The sequence below is a fragment of the Mycobacterium ahvazicum genome (assembly GCF_900176255.2).
Lineage (GTDB): Bacteria > Actinomycetota > Actinomycetes > Mycobacteriales > Mycobacteriaceae > Mycobacterium > Mycobacterium ahvazicum.
The window spans coordinates 1818637-1839979 of sequence record NZ_FXEG02000002.1; the positions used below are offsets into that span (position 1 = coordinate 1818637).

The following is a 21343-nucleotide window of genomic DNA, read 5'->3' on the forward strand; positions in this document are numbered from 1 at the left end:
TCGGCGCGGATCACGGCCGCCGCCATTCGCGGCCAGTGCGGCGCAACATCTCATCTGCCGAGGCCGGCCCCCAGGTGCCCGACTCGTATGGGTCGGGTTTACCGTTCGACTCCCAATGGTCGAGGACGGGATCGAGTATCTGCCAGGCCAATTCGACCTCCTCGTTCACCGGGAACAGCGACGGCTCACCCAGCAGCACGTCCAGGATCAGCCGCTCGTAGGCCTCGGGGGAATCTTCGGCGAACGCCGAGCCGTAAGAGAAGTCCATGTTGACGTCGCGGACTTCCATCGCGCCCGGGACCTTGGAACCGAACCGCAGCGTGATGCCCTCGTCGGGCTGCACCCGGATGACCAGCGCGTTGGCGCCGAGCTCGTCGGTCATGGTGGCGTCGAACGGCAGATGCGGGGCGCGTTTGAAGACCAGGGCGATCTCGGTCACCCTGCGGCCCAATCTTTTTCCGGTGCGCAGGTAGAACGGCACCCCGGCCCAGCGGCGGGTGTCCACCTCGAGCGTGATGGCCGCGAAGGTCTCGGTGGTGGAGTCCTTCGAGAAGCCGTCCTCGTCGAGCAGTCCCACCACCTGCTGGCCGCCCTGCCAGCCGGCCGCATATTGGCCGCGGCTGGTGGTCTCGTCGATCGGCTGCGCGAGTTGGGTGGCGGAGAGGACCTTGATCTTCTCGGCCTGCAATGCCTGCGCATTGAAGCTGACCGGCTCTTCCATCGCGGTGAGCGCCAGCAACTGCATCAGGTGGTTCTGGATGACGTCGCGGGCCGCGCCGATACCGTCGTAGTAACCGGCGCGTCCGCCCAGGCCGATGTCCTCGGCCATCGTGATCTGCACGTGGTCGACGTAGTGCGCGTTCCAGATCGGGTCCCAGAGTTGGTTGGCGAAGCGCAGCGCCAGGATGTTCTGGACCGTCTCCTTGCCGAGATAGTGGTCGATGCGGAACACCGACTCCTCGGGAAACACCGAGTTCACCACGTGATTGAGATCGCAGGCGCTCTTCAGGTCGTGGCCGAACGGCTTCTCGATGACGACCCGGCTCCAGCGATCCTCTTGCGGGCGGGCCAGCCCGGAGGAGTGCAGCTGTTCGCACACCACCGGGAAGGACTTCGGCGGGATCGCCAGGTAGAACGCGTGATTGCCGCCGATACCGCGCTCGACGTCGAGCTTGTCGAGTGTCTCCGCGAGTCGCACGAACGCCTTATCGTCGTCGAAGGCGCCCGACACGAACCGCAGTCCCTCGGCCAACCGTTCCCAAATGGCCTGCCGAAAGGGGGTGCGGCAGTACTGCTTGACGTCGTCGTGAATGACCTGGGCGAAGGCGTCATGATCCCAGTCGCGGCGGCCGAAGCCGACCAGCGAGAAGGTCGGTGGCAGCAACCCGCGGTTGGCCAGGTCGTAGACCGCGGGCACCACCTTTTTGTGCGCCAGGTCGCCGGTGACGCCGAACAGCACCATGGCGCATGGCTCGGCGATCCTGGGTAGCCGCTTATCGTCTTTGTCCCGCAATGGGTTACGCCATTGCGCGTTGTCCGCGCTCGGCGTCATTTGGTAGTGGTGCTCAGCTGCTTCTGTGTCTCGTCGAGCAACTCGGACCAGGATTCGACGAACTTCTCCACGCCTTCGTTCTCCAAGACCACGAACACATCGGTCACGTCGATGCCGACCTCGGAGAGCTTGTCGAACACGCCCTGAGCCGCGTCGGCCGTGCCCGTGATGGTGTTGCCGCTGACCACGCCGTGGTCGGCGACGGCGTCAATCGTCTTCTCCGGCATGGTGTTCACCGTGAAGGGCGCGACCAGCTCGGTGACATACAGCGTGTCGGAGTAGTCGGGGTTCTTGACGCCGGTCGACGCCCACAGCGGCCGCTGCACGCGGGCGCCGTCGGCCTTCAACGCCGCGAAGCGCTCGCCGTCGTCGAACACCTCCTGGTAGGCCGCGTAGGCCAGCCGGGCGTTGGCGACACCGGCTTGGCCGCGCAAACCGAGTGCGTCCGGAGTGCCGATCGCTTCCAGCCGCTTGTCGATCTCGGTGTCCACCCGGGAGACGAAGAACGAAGCCACCGAATGGATCTTGGACAGGTCATGTCCGGCCTCGCGGGCCTTCTCCAGGCCGGCCAGGTAGGCGTCCATCACCTCGCGGTGCCGCTCTACGGAGAAGATCAGCGTGACGTTGACCGAAATGCCTTCGGCGAGAACGGCAGTGATGGCGGGGATGCCCGCCTTGGTGGCCGGGATCTTGATCAGCAGGTTCGGCCGGTCCACGATCTTCCACAGCTCGATGGCCTGCGCGGTGGTCTTGTCGGTTTCGGCGGCCAGTCGCGGGTCCACCTCGATGGACACGCGCCCGTCCACGCCGTCGGACGCCTCCCACTGCGGCCGCAGTACGTCGCACGCGGTGCGCACGTCGTCGGTGGTGATGGTGCGGATGGTGGCATCCACGTCCGCACCCCGCTCGGCCAGCTCGGCGATCTGGGGATCGTAGGTGTCGCCGTCGGCAAACGCCTTCTGGAAGATGGACGGGTTGGTGGTCACGCCGACGACGCTCTTGGTGTCGATCAGCTCCTGCAGGTTGCCGGACTGCAGCCGGTCCCGCGACAAGTCGTCAAGCCACACGGATACGCCCGCGGCGGCCAGCGCCGCGAGGTTGGGGTTCTGGGTCATCTGAATCAGCCTTTCTCAGTTGTCGACTACTTCTTCCGCGGCGGCAGCGACGGCCTCCGCGGTGAAGCCGAACTCACGGAACAATGTCTTGGCGTCGGCGGATTCGCCGTAGTGCTCGATCGAAACGATCTTCCCGGTGTCGCCGACGAGCTTGTGCCACGGTTGCGCGATGCCTGCCTCGACGGCCACCCGCGCCGAGACCGAGGGCGGCAGCACGCTGTCGCGGTACTCGGCTGGCTGGGACTCGAACCATTCGACACAGGGCATCGACACCACCCGAGCGAGGATGTCCTTGTCCGCCAACAGCTTTGCGGCGTCGACCGCAAGCTGGACCTCGGAGCCGGTAGCGATCAGAACGACGTCGGGTTCTTCGTCGCCCTCGTTACTCAGCACATAGCCACCGCGGGCGACGCCCTCGATGTTGGTGCCCTCGAGGACCGGCACGCCCTGGCGGGTCAGGATCAGGCCGACAGGTCCGCTTCCGTTGCCGCGTGCCAGGATCGTGCGCCACGCGTAGGCCGTTTCGTTGGCATCGGCCGGACGCACCACCGACAGCTTCGGGATGGCCCGCAGCGCTGCCAGGTGCTCGATGGGTTGGTGCGTCGGACCGTCCTCGCCCAAACCGATCGAGTCGTGCGTCCACACGTAGATGGTGTCGATGTCCATCAGCGACGCCAGCCGCACGGCCGGGCGCATGTAGTCCGAGAACTGCAGGAAGGTGCCGCCGTAGGCGCGGGTCGGGCCGTGCAGCACGATGCCGGACAGGATCGACCCCATCGCGTGTTCGCGAATGCCGAAGTGCAGGGTGCGGCCGTACCAGTCGGCCGTGTAGTCCTTCGTCGTGATCGACGGTGGGCCAAAGGATTTCACACCATCCATGGTGGTGTTGTTGCTGCCCGCCAGGTCGGCCGATCCGCCCCACAGTTCGGGTAGCTTCGGTCCCAGGGCGGAGAGCACCTTGCCGGACGCCGCGCGGGTGGCCAGCGCCTTGGATCCGGGCTCCCAGTACGGGATGTCGGCGTCCCAGCCGTCGGGCAGCTGCTGCGCGGTCAGCCGGTCCAGCAGCGCCTTGCGCTCGGGTTCCCGCTGCGCCCAGGCGTCGAACTCCGCTTGCCATTTCTCGTGCGCCTCTTTGCCGCGGTCCACCAGCTTGCGGGTGTGGGCGATGACGTCGTCGCGCACCTCGAAGGTCTTGTCGGGGTCGAACCCGAGAATCTTCTTGACCTCCGCGATCTCTTCGTCGCCCAGCGCCGCGCCGTGCGCCTTGCCGGTGTTCATCAGGTTCGGCGCCGGGTAGCCGATGATGGTGCGCAGTGAGATGAACGACGGCTTGTCGATGACGGCCTTGGCGTTGGCGATGGCCTCCTCGATACCGACGACGTTCTCTCCGCCCTCGACTTCCTGCACGTGCCAGCCGTAAGCGCGGTAGCGCGCCGCGGTGTCCTCACACAACGCGATGTCGGTGTCGTCCTCGATCGAGATCTGATTGCGGTCGTAGAACACGATCAGATTGCCGAGCTGCTGCACAGCCGCCAGCGAGGACGCCTCAGAGGTGACGCCCTCCTCGATGTCGCCGTCGGACGCGATCACGTAGATGTAGTGGTCGAACGGGCTTTCGCCGGGCGCGGCGTCCGGGTCGAACAGACCGCGCTCGTAGCGCGCCGCCATCGCCATGCCGACCGAGGACGCCAGGCCCTGCCCGAGCGGACCGGTGGTGATCTCAACACCCTTGGTGTGCCGAAACTCCGGGTGGCCCGGGGTCTTCGAGCCCCAGGTGCGCAGCGACTCGATGTCGGACAGTTCGAGGCCGAACCCGCCGAGGTAGAGCTGCAGGTACAACGTCAGGCTGCTGTGCCCGGCCGACAGGATGAATCTGTCCCGCCCCAACCAATGCGGATCGCTGGGATCGTGGGTCATGGCGCGCTGGAACAGCGTGTAGGCCAGCGGGGCCAGGCTCATCGCGGTCCCGGGGTGGCCATTGCCGACCTTCTGGACCGCGTCGGCGGCCAGCACCCGCACGGTGTCGACGGCGGCCGAGTCGATCTCGGCCCAGTCGTCTGGGTGCTGCGGTCGGGTCAGCGTGGAGATCTCTTCAAGAGTGGTCACAGGCGTCAGTCCTTGGGGTGGCCGTAAACAGAGCGCGGATCAATCCTCACCCTAGTGCGGGAGTGGCAGCGTTTGCAGTGCGGGTTTGTGGGTAATCCTCGGTGCCGCGCTGGACATGACGTGCAGGCGTCGGCGAACTTGCGATCAGTGCCGTCCGCGGGAAATTCTGTGTGAATAGACCCTCGAGGCGGGCCGCGGTGACAGTGCGGTCTACCATCGTGCGTAGTAGATCCTGCGCCCCGCTGCGACCCCAAGGAGTTATTGCGTGAGCGTTCGCGGGCGCCTAGGGCCAACCCGAGCGCCGAGCCGAATACGCGGCACGGTGCTGGCTTATGTGGCGCTGACGAAGCCCCGCGTCATCGAGCTGCTCCTGGTCACCGCGATACCCGCGATGCTGCTGGCTCACCGTGGCCACGTGGACCCGGTGCTGATCTTCAACACGCTGATCGGTGGGATGCTGGCGGCCGGCGGAGCCAACACGCTCAACTGCGTGGCCGACGCCGACATCGACAAGTTGATGAAGCGGACCGCGCGGCGGCCGCTGGCCCGCGCCGCGGTGGCGACGCGAAATGCCCTGGCCCTGGGGCTGGTGCTGACGGTGAGCTCGTTCTGCTGGCTCTGGTGGACGACGAACCTGCTCTCGGGGTTGCTGGCGCTCGCCACCATCGCGTTCTACGTGTTCGTCTACACGCTGCTGCTCAAGCGCCGCACGTCGCAAAACGTCGTGTGGGGCGGCGCGGCCGGCTGCATGCCGGTGATGATCGGCTGGTCGGCTGTCACCGGCACCATCGGCTGGCCGGCCCTGGCGATGTTCGCGATCATCTTCTTCTGGACGCCCCCGCACACCTGGGCGCTCGCGATGCGGTACAAGGACGACTACAAAGCGGCCGGCGTTCCGATGCTGCCCGCTGTGGCCACCGAGCGTCAGGTCACCAAGCAGATCCTGATCTACACCTGGCTGACCGTGCTGGCGACGATGGTGCTGGCACTGGCCACCGGCTGGCTGTACACGGCGGTCGCCGTGGTGGCCGGAGTGTGGTTCCTGGCGATGGCCCACCAGCTCTATGCCGGGGTCCGCGCCGGCGAGCCGGTCAAGCCGCTGCGGCTGTTCCTGCAGTCGAACAACTACCTCGCGGTGGTGTTCTGCGCGCTGGCGGTCGACTCGGTGATCGCCTTGCCGACACTGCTCTGAGCCGGTCGGCCTAGATCCCGTTCGTCACGTCGGCACCGCCTTTGTTGGGATCGGTAGCCGATCGTCGCGCATGTACTGGGTGCGCGACCGATTTGCCTAGCCAAAACCGATGCAGCACAAAGGCCGCAGTTCGATACTGACTCTCAGCAGCAAAGCCTGCGGAAAAGGGACATGGGGCCATGGAACACATGCGCATCGTCAAGAAGGTGATCGCTGCGGCGCTGCTGTCGGGCGGTCTGGTGCTCACCGATTTCGGCCTGACCGCGGCTATCGCCGGCGCTCAACCCGGGCCGGTGCCGTTGGATGCCTGGCCCGGGTGTCCGAACGACCACCCGTCCGGGCCATGCCACTGGTGCCCGGGGCAACCGTTGCCACCCACCGGCAATCACGTCACCAACCCGGTTGTTTGGGACAACAACATTTGCCACACCTACTACTACGTCTACTTCGGGCAAGGCAATGTGGCCCAGAACATCTGGGACGGCGAGAATCCGCCGCCGCCACCTCCACCGGCGCCGCCGGGCCTGATCAACAAGGACAACTGCCAGCAGATCCTCGGAATCTTCTGCCCTAAGGCCTGAATTCGCTTACGGCAGCAGCACAATCGAGCCGGCGGTCTTGCGGCCCTGCAGGTCCTGGTGGGCGCGGGTCGCTTCGGCCAACGGATAACGGCCTCCGACTTCGATGTTGATGGATCCGCCGGCCACCGCCTCGAACAATTCCTCGGCGCGCCAGTTGAACTCCTGTCCGGTGCGCATGAAGTGCACCAGCGCCGGGCGGGTCAGGAACACCGACCCCGCGGCGTTGAGCCGCTGCGGATCCACCGGCGGCACCGGCCCGCTGGAAGCGCCGAACAACGCCAGGGTTCCGCGCACGGCCAGGCTGGCCAGGCTGGCGTCGAACGTGGTCGCACCGACGCCGTCGTACACCGCGGCGACGCCGAGACCTCCGGTCAGTTCACGAATCCGCTGGCCGAACGCGGCGGCGTCGTCGGGGTAGGACAGCACCTCGTCGGCGCCGGCCTTCTTGGACTTCTCGGCCTTCTGGGGCGTGGAGACGGTGGTGACGACCCTGGCGCCGAGTAGGTGTGCCCATTGGGTCAGGATCAGCCCGACGCCGCCGGCGCCGGCGTGCACCAGCACCGCGTCACCGGCCTGCACCGGATACACCGACTTCAGCAGGTAGTGGGCGGTCAGTCCCTTCAGCAGCACCGAGGCCGCGATCTCGGAGCTAACGCCGTCCGGCACCTTGGCAGTCAAATGTGCTGGTGCAGTTGAGAATTCAGCGTATGCGCCGGATGCGGCCGCGGACACCACCCGGTCGCCGACCCGGAAGCCTTCGGTTCCCTCGCCGAGGGCCGCGACGGTGCCGCACACCTCGGAGCCCAGGACGAACGGCACCTCGCGCGGGTATTGCCCGGATCGGAAATAGGTGTCAATGAAGTTGACGCCGATGGCCTCGGCCTGGATCAGCAGCTCGCCGGGGCGCGGCGAGGGTTGTGATGTGTCGACGTAACGAAGGACCTCGGGGCCGCCAGTTTCACTGACTTCGATTGCGTGCATGTGGATATCATGCCCGGGCATGAAGCTTGCCCGCCCGGACGTCTTCCACCCCCGCATTGTGCTGGCCGGATGCCGGCGGCGCACGGACGACGCCGGCCTGGTATCCGCGCTACGGACCCGGGGCCTGCACGCTCGCTGGCTGGACTGGGACGATCCCGAGACCGTCGGCGCCGACCTCGTGATCCTGCGCGACATCGCGGACGCCGGCCGGCGCGACGAGTTCCTCGCCTGGACCCGCCGCGTCAAGAACCTGCTGAATCCACCCGCGGTGGTCGCGTGGAATCTCGGTGCCCGGTACCTGGACGACATCGAGAAAGCCGGTGTGCCGACCCTGCCGGGGGCGACGGCACGGTCGGTGTTGATCTTCTTCGGAGGGCAGCAGTCCCACGCTTGGCCGGCCGAGCCGGACTTCGAGTCATGGGACCTCGGCTACGCGGCGATCGCAGCGGCTGCCAAACACGCCGGTATCGGCGTCGGCGAGCTGCTCTACGCGCGTGTCGACGTCTGCGACGCACGGGTGGCCGGACTCGATGTGGTGGCGCCGTCGCTGGGTTGGCGACAGCTGGACGCCGCCGCACGCGAACTGGCCCAGCGCGATTTTGCCCTGGCCGTGGAATCAGCCTGCGAGCGGCTCGGGCTCGGCCCGTTCTCGCATCGAGGCCCATAGCGCCGCGGTCGCGGCGGTGCACGCCGCGGCACCCGCGACGTGGATGGCGACCAGGGCGGCGGGTACACCGGTGAAGTACTGCGTGGTGCCGACGGCCGCCTGCAGGCACACGAGCCCGAGCAACACGCCCAGCCGCAGCAGGATCGGCCGCGCCGCGCCGACCGCCAGCAGCCCGAAGCCCAGGCCGACCAGCAGTGCGAGGTAGGCGACCAGCAGCGACGAATGCATGTGTACCAGCGTGGTGATCTCGACTTTCAGCCGCGGCACCGTCCGGCTGGGGCTGCGGTCTCCCGCGTGCGGGCCGGCCGCGGTCACCAGCGTGCCGGTGACCAAGACCACCGCCAGGTTCACCCCGGTCAGCGCCGTGAGCAGGCGCAGCGGCCGGGCCACCCGCTCGCGCACGACGCCGTCATCCGGCTCGCCGATCTTGACGTAGAGCAGCATCGACAGCCACACCATCGTCATCGACACCAGCAGATGGATGGCCACCGTCCACCACAGCAGCCCGGTGCGCACGGTGATGCCGCCGATCACGGCCTGCACCACCGTGGACACCGGCATCAGCCACGCGTAGGCCAGCACCTCGGTGCGCCGTCGGGCCCGGTACACCGCCAGCACCGCCAGCGCGGCGGTGACCACGACCGCGAGGCTGAACAGCCGGTTGCCGAACTCGACGGACTGATGCACCCACGGCACCTCGGCGACCGCGACCGGGACGAAACTGCCCGGAAAACACTGCGGCCAGGTGGGGCAACCCAGTCCCGACGCGGTGACCCGCACGATCGAACCGGTGACCGCGATACCGTCCTGAGACAGGATCACCGCGGCGGCGATGATCCGCTGGACGCGCAGACTGGGATCGGGGAGCAGGTCCACCGCCCGCATCAGCACTCGTCCGACAGCCACCGCCCGATCGTAGGCCAACGAAAACTACGGACCGTAGTACGGCCCGAGGGTTTCGCCGAGACTGTAGTTTTGCAGGCCCATATCGGCGTGTTGTCTGCGTGATTACAGTGTCGCGAGATCCTCAGGTGAAGCGGAACCAGCGCAGCGCGCCCAGTGCGGCCACCGCGCCCCACACCGCCAGGACGACGACGCCGAACCAGTCGACCGACAGCGTCATCGCCTGCGACAGCGCCTCGGTCAGCGCACCGGACGGGGTGAGCCGGGCCGCCCATTTGACCGCGGCCGGGATCATGTTCGTCTCGAGGGTCAACGCGCCCAGTCCGGCGAAGACGAACCACATCAAGTTGGCGACCGCGAGGACGATCTCGGCGCGCAGCGTGCCGCCGAGCAGCAGCCCGAGTGCCGTGAAGGCGGCAGTGCCCAGGGCGATGACCGCCGCGCCCAGCACCAGAGCCAGCGGTGCGGGTCGCCAGCCCAAGGCAAAACCGATGGCGCCCAAGATGATTGCCTGTAAGAACACGACGGTGATCACGGCCAGGGACTTGCCGGCGATGATGCCCCAGACCGGAAGGGGCGTGGCCCCAAGCCGTTTCAAGGCCCCATATCTGCGGTCGAATGCGATCGCGATGGCCTGCCCGGTGAATGCCGTCGAAATCAAGGCCAGGGCCATGATGGCCGGCACGAACGTCGCGGCACGGTTGTGGCCGAATGAGCCGAACGGCAGCAGCGTCAGCCCGACCAACAGCGTGATCGGGATGAACATGGTCAGCAGTAGCTGTTCACCGTTGCGCAGCAACAGCTTCAGCTCCAGCCCGAACTGGGCGGCCAGCATTTTCGGCACGGCGCTGGGACGCGGATCGGGGGTGAAGGTGCCGGGGGGAAACGCCGGGGTGTTGGTGTCGGTCACGATCGCAACTTCCTGCCGGTGAGCTCCAGGAACACATCTTCGAGGCTGCGTTGCTCGACACGCAAATCGGTTGCCAGCACATCGATTTGGGCGCACCACGCCGTCACGGTCGCCAGCACCTGCGGGTCGACGGGGCCCTCGACCAGGTACTCGCCCGGGGTCACCTCGGTGGCCTTGTAATCCTCCGGCAGTGCGGAAGCCAAGAGCGACAAGTCAAGTCGTGGCGGTGCGGTGAACCGCACCTGGTCTTTCGCGCCGGAACGCATCAGTTCCGCGGGCGTGCCTTCCGCGACGGTCGACCCCCGGTCGATGATGACGATCCGGTCGGCGAGCTCCTCGGCCTCTTTGAGCTGGTGTGTGGTCAGCACCACCGTCACGCCGTCGCGGCGCAACGCGTCGATCAATTCCCACACCAGCAGCCGGGCATGCGCGTCCATCCCGGCGGTGGGCTCGTCGAGGAACACCAGTTCCGGACGCCCCACCAGCGCGCAGGCCAGCGCGAGCCGTTGCTGCTGCCCGCCCGAGAGCCGCCGGTAAGTGGTGCGGGCGGCATCGGTGAGGCCCAGGGTGGCCAGCAGCCACTGCGGGTCCAGCGGGTCGGCGGCGTAAGAGGCCACCAGGTCGAGCATTTCGCCGGCGCGGGCCGCCGGGTAGCCGCCGCCGCCCTGCAGCATCACCCCGATACGCGCGCGCAGCCTGGCGTTGTCGGCGACCGGGTCCAACCCCAGCACCTCGATCGTGCCGGCGTCCGGCCGTACGAAGCCCTCGCACATCTCGACGGTCGTCGTCTTGCCGGCGCCGTTGGGCCCCAGCAGGGCCAGCACCTCCGCGGCGCGCACTTCGAGATCGAGATCAGCGACAGCGGTCGTCGAGCCGTAGTGCTTACTCACCCCACGCAGCCGCACCACTGTCTCGGGGGCTTCGGGGTCTAGGCGGCCCGAACTCACGTCGAGTCAGCGTAGGCGTCGGGCGCCGACTCGGATCGAGGGGTGGCCCGCGGGGTCTGGACGGTCACGGTGGGCTCGGCGCTGGGTGGTCCGTCGCCGTTGTCGGTGGACGGGGACTGTAGCGGCCGCCACGGCAGCCGGGTGTAGGTCAGCGCGACCAGCACGGCCATCACTGCGGCGCTGGCCAGGGTGGCATCCAGGATCTGGAACAGCGCGAAGCGATCGCCGTTGGCGGTCGGTCCGAAGATCCCGACGACGAGCGTGATCACGATGACCGTCTCGCGGAAGCCCGTGCGCGTCGCCCAGCAGGCCAGCGGAATGATCGCCCACAGCAGGTACCAGGGCTGCACGACGGGAAACAGCAGCACGCAGATGCCCAGCGCGACGCCCAGGCCGCCGATCGGGTGCAGCCGGCCGCGGAACACCGCGAACAGCAACCAGCTGACCAGCACCATGATGATCAGCACGCCGATAAAACGCGTCAGGGCCAGCACGGCGGTGGTGTGATCGCCCAGGCCCAGCAGAATCCCGACCTGCCCGGTGGCCAGAGCCAGCAGCGTGGGCGGCGACATCCAGCTGCGCACCACGTTGGCGGTCCCCAGCGTGAACATCCAGCCGAATCCGAGCCCGCTGGCCCAGCCCACCAGGCCCATCACCGCCAGCGACAGCGACCCGATCCCGCCGCCGGCCAGCAGCAGCGCCCGCAGGTTGCCGCCCCAGCGGTGGGCCAGCGCCATCGTGACGAATCCCAGCCCCAACAGCGAGGGCAGCTTCACCTGCGAGGACAGCGTGATCAGGATGGAGCCGGCCAGCAGCATGCCCAGCGGCTCCCAGTCGGGGCCCAACCGGCGCCACGAGAGGGGCCGCAGCCGGGGCGCATCGATACCGCGCAGCGCGTATTCGGCGCCGATTAGCATCAACCCGAGCATCAGCGCCTCGTTGTGGATGCCGGCGACCAGATGCATCAGCAACAGCGGATTGGCCACACCCAGCCACAGCGCGCTGACCTCGGCGACGCCGCAGCGCCGGGCCAGCCGCGGCACGGCCCACACGATCATCGCCACGCCGGCCAGCACCACCAACCGATGACAGAGCACCGCGGCGACGATGTTCTCGCCGGTCAGCGCGGAGATGCCGCGCCCGATCCACAGGAACAACGGTCCGTAGGGCGCCGGCGTCTCACGCCACACGCTGGGCACCGACAGGGTGAACACATGGCCGAGACCCAGCCCGGACGCGGGACCGACCTTGTACGGGTCGAGGCCTTCCAGCGAGATCTGGCTCTGCGCCAGGTAGGAGTAGACGTCCTTGCTGTACATCGGCGGCGCGATCAGCAGCGGCAGCATCCACAGCACCAGGGTGCGATCCAGTTCGCCGCGTGACATCTGCCGCTTGCCCAGCGCGAATCGGCCCAGCATCAGCCAGGCCAGCGCCATCATGACCGCCCCGACCGTGGTCATCGTCAACGACACCGTTTGGATCCGGGACGGCAGGTTCAGCAGCCGCACCCCGAACGTGGGGTCCTGGACGACGGGACGCGCGCCGGCGCCCAGTGCGCCGATCCCCATCAGGACCGTTCCGGTGGCGCCGAACAGCCGGGTGCGCCGAAGTGCGGTGAGTTCGGTCTCATTGAGCGGTGAGCCCACGGGCTTCTCGTCGCCGTGCAACGCGGCGATCGACGAGCTCAGCGAGTGGTGGCGCTCTGCCATCAGTGCAGCGTAGCGGCATGCCGCGAGGCCGCCGCCCGATGCTTGCCGCGCGATCGGCACGACCCGCCACTGAGGGCAGCCTTGCTGGACCGTTTTCCGGAATTGCGTCACACTGGTGTTGTGAAAATCCGGACTGCCGAGGAAGCCCAGGACGCCGGCGTCATGCCCGCAACCGGTGCCGCGGCTCCTACCGTCGTTCCGGATGGTCACACCCGCCGCGCCATCGTGCGGCTGCTGCTGGAATCCGGGTCGATCACCGTCAGCGAGATCTGTGACCGGCTGGGTCTGGCGGCCGCCGGCGTGCGGCGTCACCTGGACGCGCTGATCGACGCGGGCGATGCGGAATCGGCGGCCGCCGCGGCATGGCAGCAGGCCGGACGCGGGCGCCCCGCGAAGCGTTTCCGGTTGACGGCGGCGGGCCGGGCCAAGCTCGACCACTCCTACGACGACCTGGCGGTCGCGGCGATGCGCCAACTGCGCGAGATCGGCGGACAGGGTGCGCTGCAGACCTTCGCCCGGCGCCGTATCGACACGATCCTGGCCGGCGTCGAACCCGCGGACAGTGCCGACGACACTGACGTCGAGGCCGCCGCCCAACGGGTGGCCGGCGCGCTGACCAAGGCCGGCTACGTCGCCACCACGGCCCGGGTGGGCCCGCCGCTGCACGGCGTGCAGATCTGCCAGCATCACTGCCCGGTATCGCATGTCGCCGAGGAATTCCCGGAACTGTGCGAGGCCGAGCGCGAAGCCATGGCCGAAGTTCTCGGCACTCACGTGCAGCGGTTGGCGACGATCGTCAACGGCGATTGCGCCTGTACCACCCATGTGCCGCTCGCACCGGTTGCGAGCAAGGCAGCAAGCAAGACCTAGCATCAAGCGGCGCCCAGCCCGCGCGCCGGCACCAACACCAAAGGAGCGTCCGCATGACACTCACGCCAGAGGCAACCACGCCGGTCACCGGAGCGCCTTCAGGGCCCCTGACCCAGGAGCAGACGATCGCATCGCTGGGTAAGTACGGCTACGGCTGGTCGGACTCCGACGTCGCGGGCGCCAGCGCGCAGCGTGGGTTGTCCGAGGCGGTTGTCCGGGACATCTCGGCGAAGAAGAACGAGCCCGATTGGATGCTGCAGATCCGGCTGAAGGCGTTGCGCACGTTCGACAAGAAGCCGATGCCCAACTGGGGCTCGAACCTCGAGGGCATCCACTTCGACAACATCAAGTACTTCGTGCGCTCCACCGAAAAGCAAGCCGCCACGTGGGACGACCTGCCCGCCGACATCAAGAACACCTACGACAAGCTCGGGATCCCCGAGGCGGAGAAGCAGCGCCTGGTGTCGGGCGTCGCGGCTCAGTACGAGTCCGAGGTGGTCTACCACCAGATTCGTGAGGATCTGGAAGCCCAGGGCGTCATCTTCCTGGACACCGACAGCGGTCTGCGGGAACACCCGGAGATCTTCAAGCAGTACTTCGGCAGCGTGATCCCGGCCGGTGACAACAAGTTCTCCGCGCTGAACACCGCTGTGTGGTCGGGTGGTTCGTTCATCTACGTGCCGCCCGGCGTGCACGTCGACATCCCGTTGCAGGCCTACTTCCGGATCAACACCGAGAACATGGGCCAGTTCGAGCGGACGCTGATTATCGTCGACGAGGGTGCCTACGTGCACTACGTCGAGGGCTGTACCGCGCCGATCTACAAGAGCGACTCGCTGCACTCCGCGGTGGTCGAGATCATCGTGAAGCCCGGTGGCCGTTGCCGCTACACGACGATCCAGAACTGGTCGAACAACGTGTACAACCTGGTCACCAAGCGCGCCCGCGCCGAAGCCGGCGCCACGATGGAGTGGGTCGACGGCAACATCGGGTCGAAGGTGACGATGAAGTACCCGGCGGTCTGGATGACCGGCGAATACGCCAAAGGCGAGGTGCTCTCGGTGGCGTTCGCCGGCGAGGGGCAGCACCAGGACACCGGTGCCAAGATGCTGCACCTGGCACCCAACACGTCGAGCAACATCGTCTCCAAGTCGGTGGCTCGCGGCGGTGGCCGCGCGTCCTACCGCGGCCTGGTGCAGGTGAACAAGGGCGCCCACGGATCCCGCTCCAGCGTGAAATGCGATGCACTGCTTGTTGATACGGTCAGCCGCAGCGACACCTACCCGTACGTCGACATCCGTGAGGACGACGTGACGATGGGTCACGAGGCCACCGTGTCCAAGGTCAGCGAGGACCAGCTCTTCTACCTGATGAGCCGCGGCATGACCGAGGACGAGGCGATGGCGATGGTGGTGCGCGGCTTCGTCGAGCCGATTGCCAAGGAACTGCCGATGGAGTACGCGCTGGAGCTCAACCGGCTGATCGAGCTGCAGATGGAAGGCGCGGTCGGTTAGTGACGAACGTTTCTGAGGCGGTCGAGGGTTCGGCCCTGACTGCCGCCAACAAGGGGGAGCTGTTCGCGTCGTTCGACGTGGACGCCTTCGAGGTGCCCAGCGGCCGCGACGAGATCTGGCGGTTCACCCCGCTGCGTCGGTTGCGCGGCCTGCACGACGGCTCGGCCGTCGCCAGCGGCGCGGCGCAGATCAGTGTTGGCGAACAGCCCGGCGTACAGACCGAGACCGTGCGCCGCGGCGACGAGCGTCTCGGTCAGGGTGGCGTTCCCGCTGATCGTGTTGCGGCCCAAGCGTTCTCGTCGTTCAACTCCGCGACGGTGGTGACCGTCCCGCGTGACACCGAGGTTGCCAAGCCGATCGAAATCGCGATAACCGGGCCCGGCGAGGGCGCGGTCGCCTACGGGCATCTGCAGATCCGCGTCGAGGAACTCGCCCGCGCGATCTTCGTCATCGACCTGCGCGGCAGCGGGACCTACGCCGACAACGTCGAGATCGTCGTCGGCGACGCGGCAGCCGTCGGGGTGATCTGGATCGCCGACTGGGCCGACGACATGGTGCACGTCAGCGCGCATCACGCACGGCTGGGCAAGGATTCGGTGCTCGGCCATGTCAACGTGACGCTCGGGGGTGATCTGGTGCGTACGTCGACGACGGTGCGGTTCACCGCATCCGGCGGCGACGCCCAGCTGCTCGGCACCTACTTCGCCGACGACGGCCAGCACTTCGAATCGCGGTTGCTCGTCGACCACGCGTACCCCAACTGCCGCTCGGATGTGTTGTATAAGGGCGCGCTGCAAGCGGATCCGGAATCCAGCCGTCCCGATGCACACACCGTCTGGGTGGGCGACGTGCTGATCCGCGCGGAGGCCACCGGTACGGACACCTTCGAGACCAACCGCAACCTGCTGCTCACCGACGGCGCCCGCGCCGATTCGGTGCCCAACCTCGAAATCGAGACGGGCGAGATCGTCGGCGCCGGACACGCAAGTGCCACCGGAAGATTCGACGACGAGCAGGTGTTCTATTTACAAGCTCGCGGCATCCCGGAGGATCAGGCCCGCCGGCTGATCGTGCGTGGCTTCTTCGGCGAGATCATCCAGAAGATCGCCGTGCCCGCCGTGCGCGAACGGCTCACCGAGGCCATCGAACACGAACTTGAGTTAACCGAAGGAATCAAGAACTGATGACCACGCTCGAAATCAAGGATCTGCACGTCAGTGTCGCGCGCACCAACGAGTCCGACGCTATTCCGATCCTCAAAGGTGTTGACCTCACCGTGAAATCGGGGGAGACGCACGCGCTGATGGGCCCGAACGGGTCCGGCAAGTCCACCCTGTCCTACGCGATCGCCGGGCACCCGAAGTACGAGGTGACGTCCGGTTCGATCACGCTCGACAGTCAGGACGTGCTGGCGATGAGCGTCGACGAGCGGGCGCGGGCCGGCCTGTTCCTGGCCATGCAATACCCGATCGAGGTGCCGGGGGTGTCGATGTCGAACTTCCTGCGCACCGCCGCCGCCGCCGTGCGCGGCGAAGCTCCGAAGCTGCGGCACTGGGTCAAGGAAGTCAAGGGCGCGATGGACGATCTGGGGATCGATCCGGCGTTCTCCGAACGCAGTGTCAACGAAGGCTTTTCCGGCGGTGAGAAGAAGCGCCACGAGATCCTGCAGCTGTCGCTGCTCAAGCCGAAGATCGCGATCCTGGACGAGACCGACTCCGGCCTGGATGTCGACGCGCTACGGGTGGTCAGCGAGGGTGTCAACCGCTACGCCGAAGCCGAGCACGGCGGTGTCCTGCTGATCACTCACTACACCCGGATCCTGCGCTACATCCAGCCGCAGTTCGTGCACGTGTTCGTCGGCGGCCGCATCGTCGAGTCGGGCGGTCCCGAACTGGCCGACGAGCTCGAAGAGCACGGCTACGAGCGTTTCACCAGCCAAGCGGCATCCGCGGGGGCGTAACCATGGCGGCCTCCGTGAATCCACTGGACGTCGCGGCGATCCGTGCTGATTTTCCGATCCTCAAGCGCATCATGCGCGGGGGAAAGCAGCTGGCGTATCTGGATTCCGGTGCGACTTCGCAACGCCCGCTGCAGGTGCTCGACGCCGAGCGGGAATTTCTGTTGACCTCCAACGGCGCCGTGCACCGCGGCGCGCATCAGCTGATGGAAGAGGCCACCGACGCTTACGAGGAGGGCCGGGCCGACATCGCGGCGTTCGTCGGCGCCGGCACCCAAGAGCTGGTCTTCACCAAGAACGCCACCGAATCGCTGAACCTACTGTCATATGTGCTGGGCGACAAGCGATTCGAGTGGGCCGTCGGTGCAGGCGACGTCATCGTCACCACCGAGCTCGAACATCACGCCAACCTGGTCCCGTGGCAGGAGCTGGCCCGGCGCACCGGGGCGACGCTGCGGTGGTACGGCGTGACCGACGACGGGCGTATCGACCTGGACTCGCTGGAACTCGACGAGCGCGTGAAAGTCGTTGCGTTCAGCCATCACTCGAACGTGACCGGTGCGGTGGCGCCGGTGGACGAGCTGGTCGCCCGGGCCAAGGGGGTGGGTGCGCTGACCGTACTGGACGCTTGCCAGTCGGTGCCGCATCAGCCCGTCGACTTCCGCGCACTCGATGTCGACTTCGGGGCATTCTCCGGTCATAAGATGCTGGGCCCCAACGGGATCGGTGTGCTGTACGGCCGCCGTGAGTTGCTCGAGGCGGCGCCGCCTTTTATCACCGGTGGTTCGATGATCGAGACGGTCACGATGCAAGGCACGACTTATGCCGCGCCGCCGCAGCGGTTCGAGGCGGGCACTCCGATGACTTCCCAGGTGGTGGGGCTGGGCGCGGCGGCGCGTTACCTGAGTCAACTCGGAATGGACGCCGTGCAAGCTCACGAGAACGAGCTGGTCGCCGCGGCCCTCGACGGCCTGTCCGCTATCAGCGCGGTGCGCATCGTCGGACCCACCGCGATGGAAAACCGGGGATCGCCAATCGCATTCGTCGTCGACGGCGTGCACGCTCACGACGTTGGGCAGGTGCTCGACGACGAGGGCGTCGCGGTGCGGGTCGGGCACCACTGCGCGTTGCCGCTGCACCGCCGATTCGGTGTCGCCGCGACGGCGCGGGCGTCGTTCGCGGTGTACAACACCGCCGACGAGGTCGAGCGGCTGGTGGCCGGCGTGCGCCGGGCCATAGAGTTCTTCGGCGGGGTGTGAACCGTGCGCATGGAGCAGATGTATCAGGACGTGATCCTGGATCACTACAAGCATCCGCAGCATCGCGGACTGCGCGAGCCGTTCGGCGCGCAGGTCTATCACGTGAACCCGATCTGCGGCGACGAGGTCACGCTGCGGGTGACGTTGTCCGACGACGGCCAGACCGTCGCCGATGTTTCCTACGACGGACAAGGCTGTTCGATCAGCCAGGCGGCCACCTCGGTGCTCACCCAGCAGGTGATCGGCCAGAGCGTGGGGGAGGCACTGAAGACCATCACCGCGTTCACCGAGATGGTCTCGTCGCGGGGAACCGTCGAGGGCGACGAGGATGTCCTCGGCGACGGCATCGCCTTCGCCGGAGTTGCCAAGTACCCGGCCCGGGTGAAATGTGCTCTGCTGGGGTGGATGGCTTGCAAAGACGCACTGGCCCAGGCCAGCCATTCTTTCGAGGAGGACCAACGATGAGCGAAACCACCGCACCCGACCAGGAATTCATCGCCGACCTCGAGGAGGCGATGCGCGATGTCGTCGACCCCGAGCTCGGCATCAACGTCGTCGATCTGGGGCTGGTCTACGGCCTCAACGTCGAGGACGGCGACGAGGGAAAGGTCGCGACCATCGACATGACGCTGACGTCGGCGGCCTGCCCGCTGACCGATGTGATCGAGGACCAGTCGCGTAGCGCGCTGGTCGGCAGCGGTCTGGTCAACGACCTGCGGATCAACTGGGTGTGGAACCCGCCGTGGGGTCCGGACAAGATCACCGAGGACGGACGCGAGCAGCTGCGTGCCCTCGGCTTCACCGTTTAGCCGCCGCTCAACCGCGGTGGCCTGCGGGCTTTCTGCCCGGGCATTTGCCGTCGTGGGCGGGGCGCAGGTCGATGGTCGTCGCTTGTAGCGTGCCACTGCCGTCTTGATTGCCTTGCGCGGTCATGCATTTGCCTTGCGCGATGGCCTGAGTGTCGGCACCGGCCTGCTTGGTGTACCGCGTTTGGTCCGTGACCGTTACCGGGGTCTGCGAACCGGCACCGGTGACGGTGATCGTGTTACCCGCGACGGACGCCACGGTACCCCGCACCGCCGGGTGCTTGTCCCCAGCGCCCGGCGGGGGAGTTGTCGAGCCGCCGGGGGCGTTGCCCGACGGGCATTTCCCGTCGACGGCGGAGCTCACCCGCACGGACGCCGCGGTGAGCGGTTGATCGGGCTGGGAGTCCCGTTGCGCGGGACGCACGACCACGCAGCTTCCGGCCGTGACGTCACGCAGCGCCGCCGCGGTGACCTCGGTGACCTTGGTCGACGTCGTGAAAGCCACTGCGGCATTGCCCTTTTCCCCGGTGACCTGAGCGGTGTTTCCCGACACCGATGCGATCAGGCCACGCACCCGGGCCTGGCCGGCGGCCGGCGGCGGGGCAGACGTCGTCGCCGGTGAGGAAGCACTACTCGTGGTGCCCGGCGACGAGGACGGGCCGGCCGGGTGCGACGAACCACACGCCACGGCGGATGCCGCGGTGACGCCGGTGACCGCGAGCAACGCGAACCGGGCGAACCGAGACTGATGAGAGCTGGCAGGCATCAACGTTTCTCCAATCGTGGTGTTGGTCCCAACGTTTACCGGATCCAGCTGTGCCGGACCTGTGTGAAAATCCCAGCGGCCGGCTGTGACTTCAATCTCAGTGCCAAATACCTTCTCGTATCGGTTTTTTGGCGGCGTGTTAGGGGAAGGCGTACTGGATCGTTTCCCCAATCTCAGGAGCACACTTTTTGATGTCGAAAGCGATTCCGCTTGCAGCCCTGACCCACGTCGCCCTCAACGTCGCCTGGGTGGTCGGCGCCGTGGCCATCGCCTACGCGGTCGGGATGGCGTTGTCCTGGGTGTTGCAGCGATTCAAGGGCCGCAGCGCGATCATCGACGACATCGACGTGCTGACTCGACGGCCGCTGCGCGCGATCCTGATGGTGATCGCCGCGACCACCGCGGTGCACCACACCTCGGCCTCGTCGGCGCTGTGGCGCGGCTACCTGGACCACGTCCTGATGATCGCGCTGACGGCCACCAATACCTGGCTGATCGCCAGCCTGATCTTCGTCGCCGAGCGCCGCGCGATCGCGCGCTTCGCGGGAGGAGACATGGACATCGCGGAGGCCGACCGGCATCGGCGCAAGATACGCACCCAGATCACGCTGCTGCGCCGGTTGGTCGTTGCGCTGGTCGTGGTGCTCGGCATGGCCGCGGTGCTGATGACCTTCCCGTCGTTCAGCAACGTCGGCAAGACGCTGTTCGCCTCGGCCGGGGTTTTGTCCGTGGTGGCGGGGCTGGCCGCCCAGACCTCGCTGGGGGCGATGTTCGCCGGAATTCAGATCGCGTTCTCCGACGCCATTCGGGTGGGCGACGTGGTGGTGCTGGAGAGCGAGTGGGGCCGTATCGAGGAGATCACGCTCACCTACGTCGTCGTGCACCTGTGGGATGAGCGGCGGCTGGTGTTGCCGACCACTTACTTCACCAAGACGCCGTATCAAAACTGGACGCGCAACGCCACCGCGCTGCTCGGCACGGTCGAACTCGACGTCGATTTCGCCGTTTCGTTGGACGCCATGCGCGCCGAACTGGATCGGCTGTTGCGCTCGAATAAACTGTGGGACAACCGGGTTGGCGTGCTCCAGGTGACCGACGCGGTGAATGGCTATGTGCGGGTGCGGATGCTGGTGAGCGCCCCGAACGCCGGAGCACTGTTCGACCTGCGGTGTGACGTACGCGAGGGCATCGTCCGGTGGCTGCAGGACGCCCAGCCGGGCGCGTTGCCGCGGCGCCGGATCGAGCCCGCTCCCACGCTCGGCGCCGACGACGTCGTGCCGCAGACGGCGGCGGTGCCCCGGGCGGATTCCGCACTGTTCAGCGGTAGTCCCGGCGCCGAACAGCGCAGCCACGTCTTCGAGGGTCCGGACGACGACGACCGCGTCGACGGACGGGATTTCGCCGGCGCGCGATCGCGCGGCGACTGACGTCGCTGGGGGTGGTTGACCGGCGCCGGATTGGGGTATGCCCGGCTCATCTCATGTCGAGTTGGGTTTGTGGGGGGATGA

At 67.2% G+C, this 21343-nt stretch carries 19 protein-coding genes and 1 pseudogene; 11 read left to right on the forward strand and 9 right to left on the reverse strand.

The features are described from left to right. Nucleotides 1-10: 10 nt before the first annotated feature. The 3 genes from zwf to tkt are packed head-to-tail and all read right to left on the reverse strand — an operon-like array spanning nucleotide 11 to nucleotide 4773. Nucleotides 11-1552 carry a glucose-6-phosphate dehydrogenase gene (gene zwf / locus MAAFP003_RS10905; RefSeq protein ID WP_096286815.1) on the reverse strand — a complete coding sequence of 514 codons (1542 nt, stop codon included), beginning with the start codon at nucleotides 1550-1552 and terminating at the stop codon, nucleotides 11-13. Continuing rightward, nucleotides 1549-2667: a transaldolase gene (gene tal, locus MAAFP003_RS10910; protein WP_096286817.1), complete on the reverse strand. Its 1119-nt coding sequence runs from the start codon at nucleotides 2665-2667 to the stop codon at nucleotides 1549-1551. Before tal ends, zwf begins: the two co-directional genes overlap by 4 nt. Before the next feature lie 15 nt (nucleotides 2668-2682). Further along, nucleotides 2683-4773, reverse strand: coding sequence for a transketolase (gene tkt / locus MAAFP003_RS10915; RefSeq protein WP_096286819.1), 2091 nt, complete (start codon nucleotides 4771-4773; stop codon nucleotides 2683-2685). A 265-nt stretch (nucleotides 4774-5038) separates the two neighbouring features. Here tkt and MAAFP003_RS10920 point away from each other — a divergent pair, with 265 nt between their 5' ends. Further along, nucleotides 5039-5965: a heme o synthase gene (locus tag MAAFP003_RS10920; protein ID WP_096286821.1), complete on the forward strand. Its 927-nt coding sequence runs from the start codon at nucleotides 5039-5041 to the stop codon at nucleotides 5963-5965. Nucleotides 5966-6144: 179 nt separating this feature from the next. Continuing rightward, nucleotides 6145-6546, forward strand: a complete 402-nt coding sequence (locus tag MAAFP003_RS10925; protein ID WP_243393866.1) for a hypothetical protein — start codon at nucleotides 6145-6147, stop codon at nucleotides 6544-6546. A 6-nt stretch (nucleotides 6547-6552) separates the two neighbouring features. Here MAAFP003_RS10925 and MAAFP003_RS10930 read toward each other — a convergent pair whose 3' ends face one another. Next, nucleotides 6553-7527, reverse strand: coding sequence for a quinone oxidoreductase family protein (locus tag MAAFP003_RS10930; protein ID WP_096286823.1), 975 nt, complete (start codon nucleotides 7525-7527; stop codon nucleotides 6553-6555). 19 nt (nucleotides 7528-7546) lie between these two features. On the opposite strand from MAAFP003_RS10930, the gene MAAFP003_RS10935 reads away from it, so the two are divergent. Further along, on the forward strand, nucleotides 7547-8194 hold the full coding sequence (locus MAAFP003_RS10935; RefSeq protein ID WP_096286825.1) for a hypothetical protein: 648 nt from the start codon (nucleotides 7547-7549) through the stop codon (nucleotides 8192-8194). Here MAAFP003_RS10935 and MAAFP003_RS10940 read toward each other — a convergent pair. From MAAFP003_RS10940 to mptB, 4 genes are all read right to left on the reverse strand, one after another. After that, nucleotides 8144-9118, reverse strand: a complete 975-nt coding sequence (locus MAAFP003_RS10940) for a COX15/CtaA family protein (protein WP_423790872.1) — start codon at nucleotides 9116-9118, stop codon at nucleotides 8144-8146. The genes MAAFP003_RS10935 and MAAFP003_RS10940 overlap by 51 nt on opposite strands. Before the next feature lie 103 nt (nucleotides 9119-9221). After that, nucleotides 9222-10007 carry an ABC transporter permease gene (locus MAAFP003_RS10945; protein WP_096286827.1) on the reverse strand — a complete coding sequence of 262 codons (786 nt, stop codon included), beginning with the start codon at nucleotides 10005-10007 and terminating at the stop codon, nucleotides 9222-9224. Next, nucleotides 10004-10954: an ABC transporter ATP-binding protein gene (locus MAAFP003_RS10950; RefSeq protein ID WP_096286829.1), complete on the reverse strand. Its 951-nt coding sequence runs from the start codon at nucleotides 10952-10954 to the stop codon at nucleotides 10004-10006. Before MAAFP003_RS10950 ends, MAAFP003_RS10945 begins: the two co-directional genes overlap by 4 nt. Beyond that, nucleotides 10951-12663, reverse strand: coding sequence for a polyprenol phosphomannose-dependent alpha 1,6 mannosyltransferase MptB (mptB, locus tag MAAFP003_RS10955; RefSeq protein ID WP_096286831.1), 1713 nt, complete (start codon nucleotides 12661-12663; stop codon nucleotides 10951-10953). The genes MAAFP003_RS10950 and mptB overlap by 4 nt, the downstream gene beginning before the upstream one ends. A 120-nt stretch (nucleotides 12664-12783) precedes the next feature. On the opposite strand from mptB, the gene MAAFP003_RS10960 reads away from it, so the two are divergent. The 7 genes and pseudogenes from MAAFP003_RS10960 to MAAFP003_RS10990 all read left to right on the forward strand — a co-directional run bounded on the left by MAAFP003_RS10960 (nucleotide 12784) and on the right by MAAFP003_RS10990 (nucleotide 19072). Next, nucleotides 12784-13533: a helix-turn-helix transcriptional regulator gene (locus MAAFP003_RS10960; RefSeq protein ID WP_423790873.1), complete on the forward strand. Its 750-nt coding sequence runs from the start codon at nucleotides 12784-12786 to the stop codon at nucleotides 13531-13533. Between the two features lie 53 nt (nucleotides 13534-13586). After that, nucleotides 13587-15047 carry a Fe-S cluster assembly protein SufB gene (gene sufB, locus MAAFP003_RS10965; RefSeq protein WP_096286835.1) on the forward strand — a complete coding sequence of 487 codons (1461 nt, stop codon included), beginning with the start codon at nucleotides 13587-13589 and terminating at the stop codon, nucleotides 15045-15047. Next, nucleotides 15047-16231 carry a Fe-S cluster assembly protein SufD gene (sufD, locus tag MAAFP003_RS10970; protein WP_096286837.1) on the forward strand — a complete coding sequence of 395 codons (1185 nt, stop codon included), beginning with the start codon at nucleotides 15047-15049 and terminating at the stop codon, nucleotides 16229-16231. The genes sufB and sufD overlap by 1 nt, the downstream gene beginning before the upstream one ends. Then, the gene (gene sufC / locus MAAFP003_RS10975; RefSeq protein WP_096286839.1) at nucleotides 16231-17007 is read left to right on the forward strand and encodes a Fe-S cluster assembly ATPase SufC; all 777 of its coding nucleotides are present in this window, start codon (nucleotides 16231-16233) and stop codon (nucleotides 17005-17007) included. Before sufD ends, sufC begins: the two co-directional genes overlap by 1 nt. A gap of 2 nt (nucleotides 17008-17009) precedes the next feature. Continuing rightward, nucleotides 17010-18263, forward strand: coding sequence for a cysteine desulfurase (locus MAAFP003_RS10980; protein WP_096286841.1), 1254 nt, complete (start codon nucleotides 17010-17012; stop codon nucleotides 18261-18263). Between the two features lie 9 nt (nucleotides 18264-18272). Then, nucleotides 18273-18744, forward strand: a pseudogene (gene sufU, locus MAAFP003_RS10985) (Fe-S cluster assembly sulfur transfer protein SufU); the annotation flags it as partial. Further along, nucleotides 18725-19072: a metal-sulfur cluster assembly factor gene (locus MAAFP003_RS10990; protein ID WP_096286845.1), complete on the forward strand. Its 348-nt coding sequence runs from the start codon at nucleotides 18725-18727 to the stop codon at nucleotides 19070-19072. The pseudogene sufU and the gene MAAFP003_RS10990, both read left to right, overlap by 20 nt. 7 nt (nucleotides 19073-19079) lie before the next feature. On the opposite strand, the gene MAAFP003_RS10995 is transcribed toward MAAFP003_RS10990, so the two are convergent. Further along, nucleotides 19080-19835, reverse strand: a complete 756-nt coding sequence (locus MAAFP003_RS10995; RefSeq protein WP_207768505.1) for a DUF5666 domain-containing protein — start codon at nucleotides 19833-19835, stop codon at nucleotides 19080-19082. A 191-nt stretch (nucleotides 19836-20026) separates the two neighbouring features. Here MAAFP003_RS10995 and MAAFP003_RS11000 point away from each other — a divergent pair, with 191 nt between their 5' ends. Further along, nucleotides 20027-21262: a mechanosensitive ion channel family protein gene (locus MAAFP003_RS11000; RefSeq protein WP_096286847.1), complete on the forward strand. Its 1236-nt coding sequence runs from the start codon at nucleotides 20027-20029 to the stop codon at nucleotides 21260-21262. Nucleotides 21263-21343: the final 81 nt, after the last annotated feature.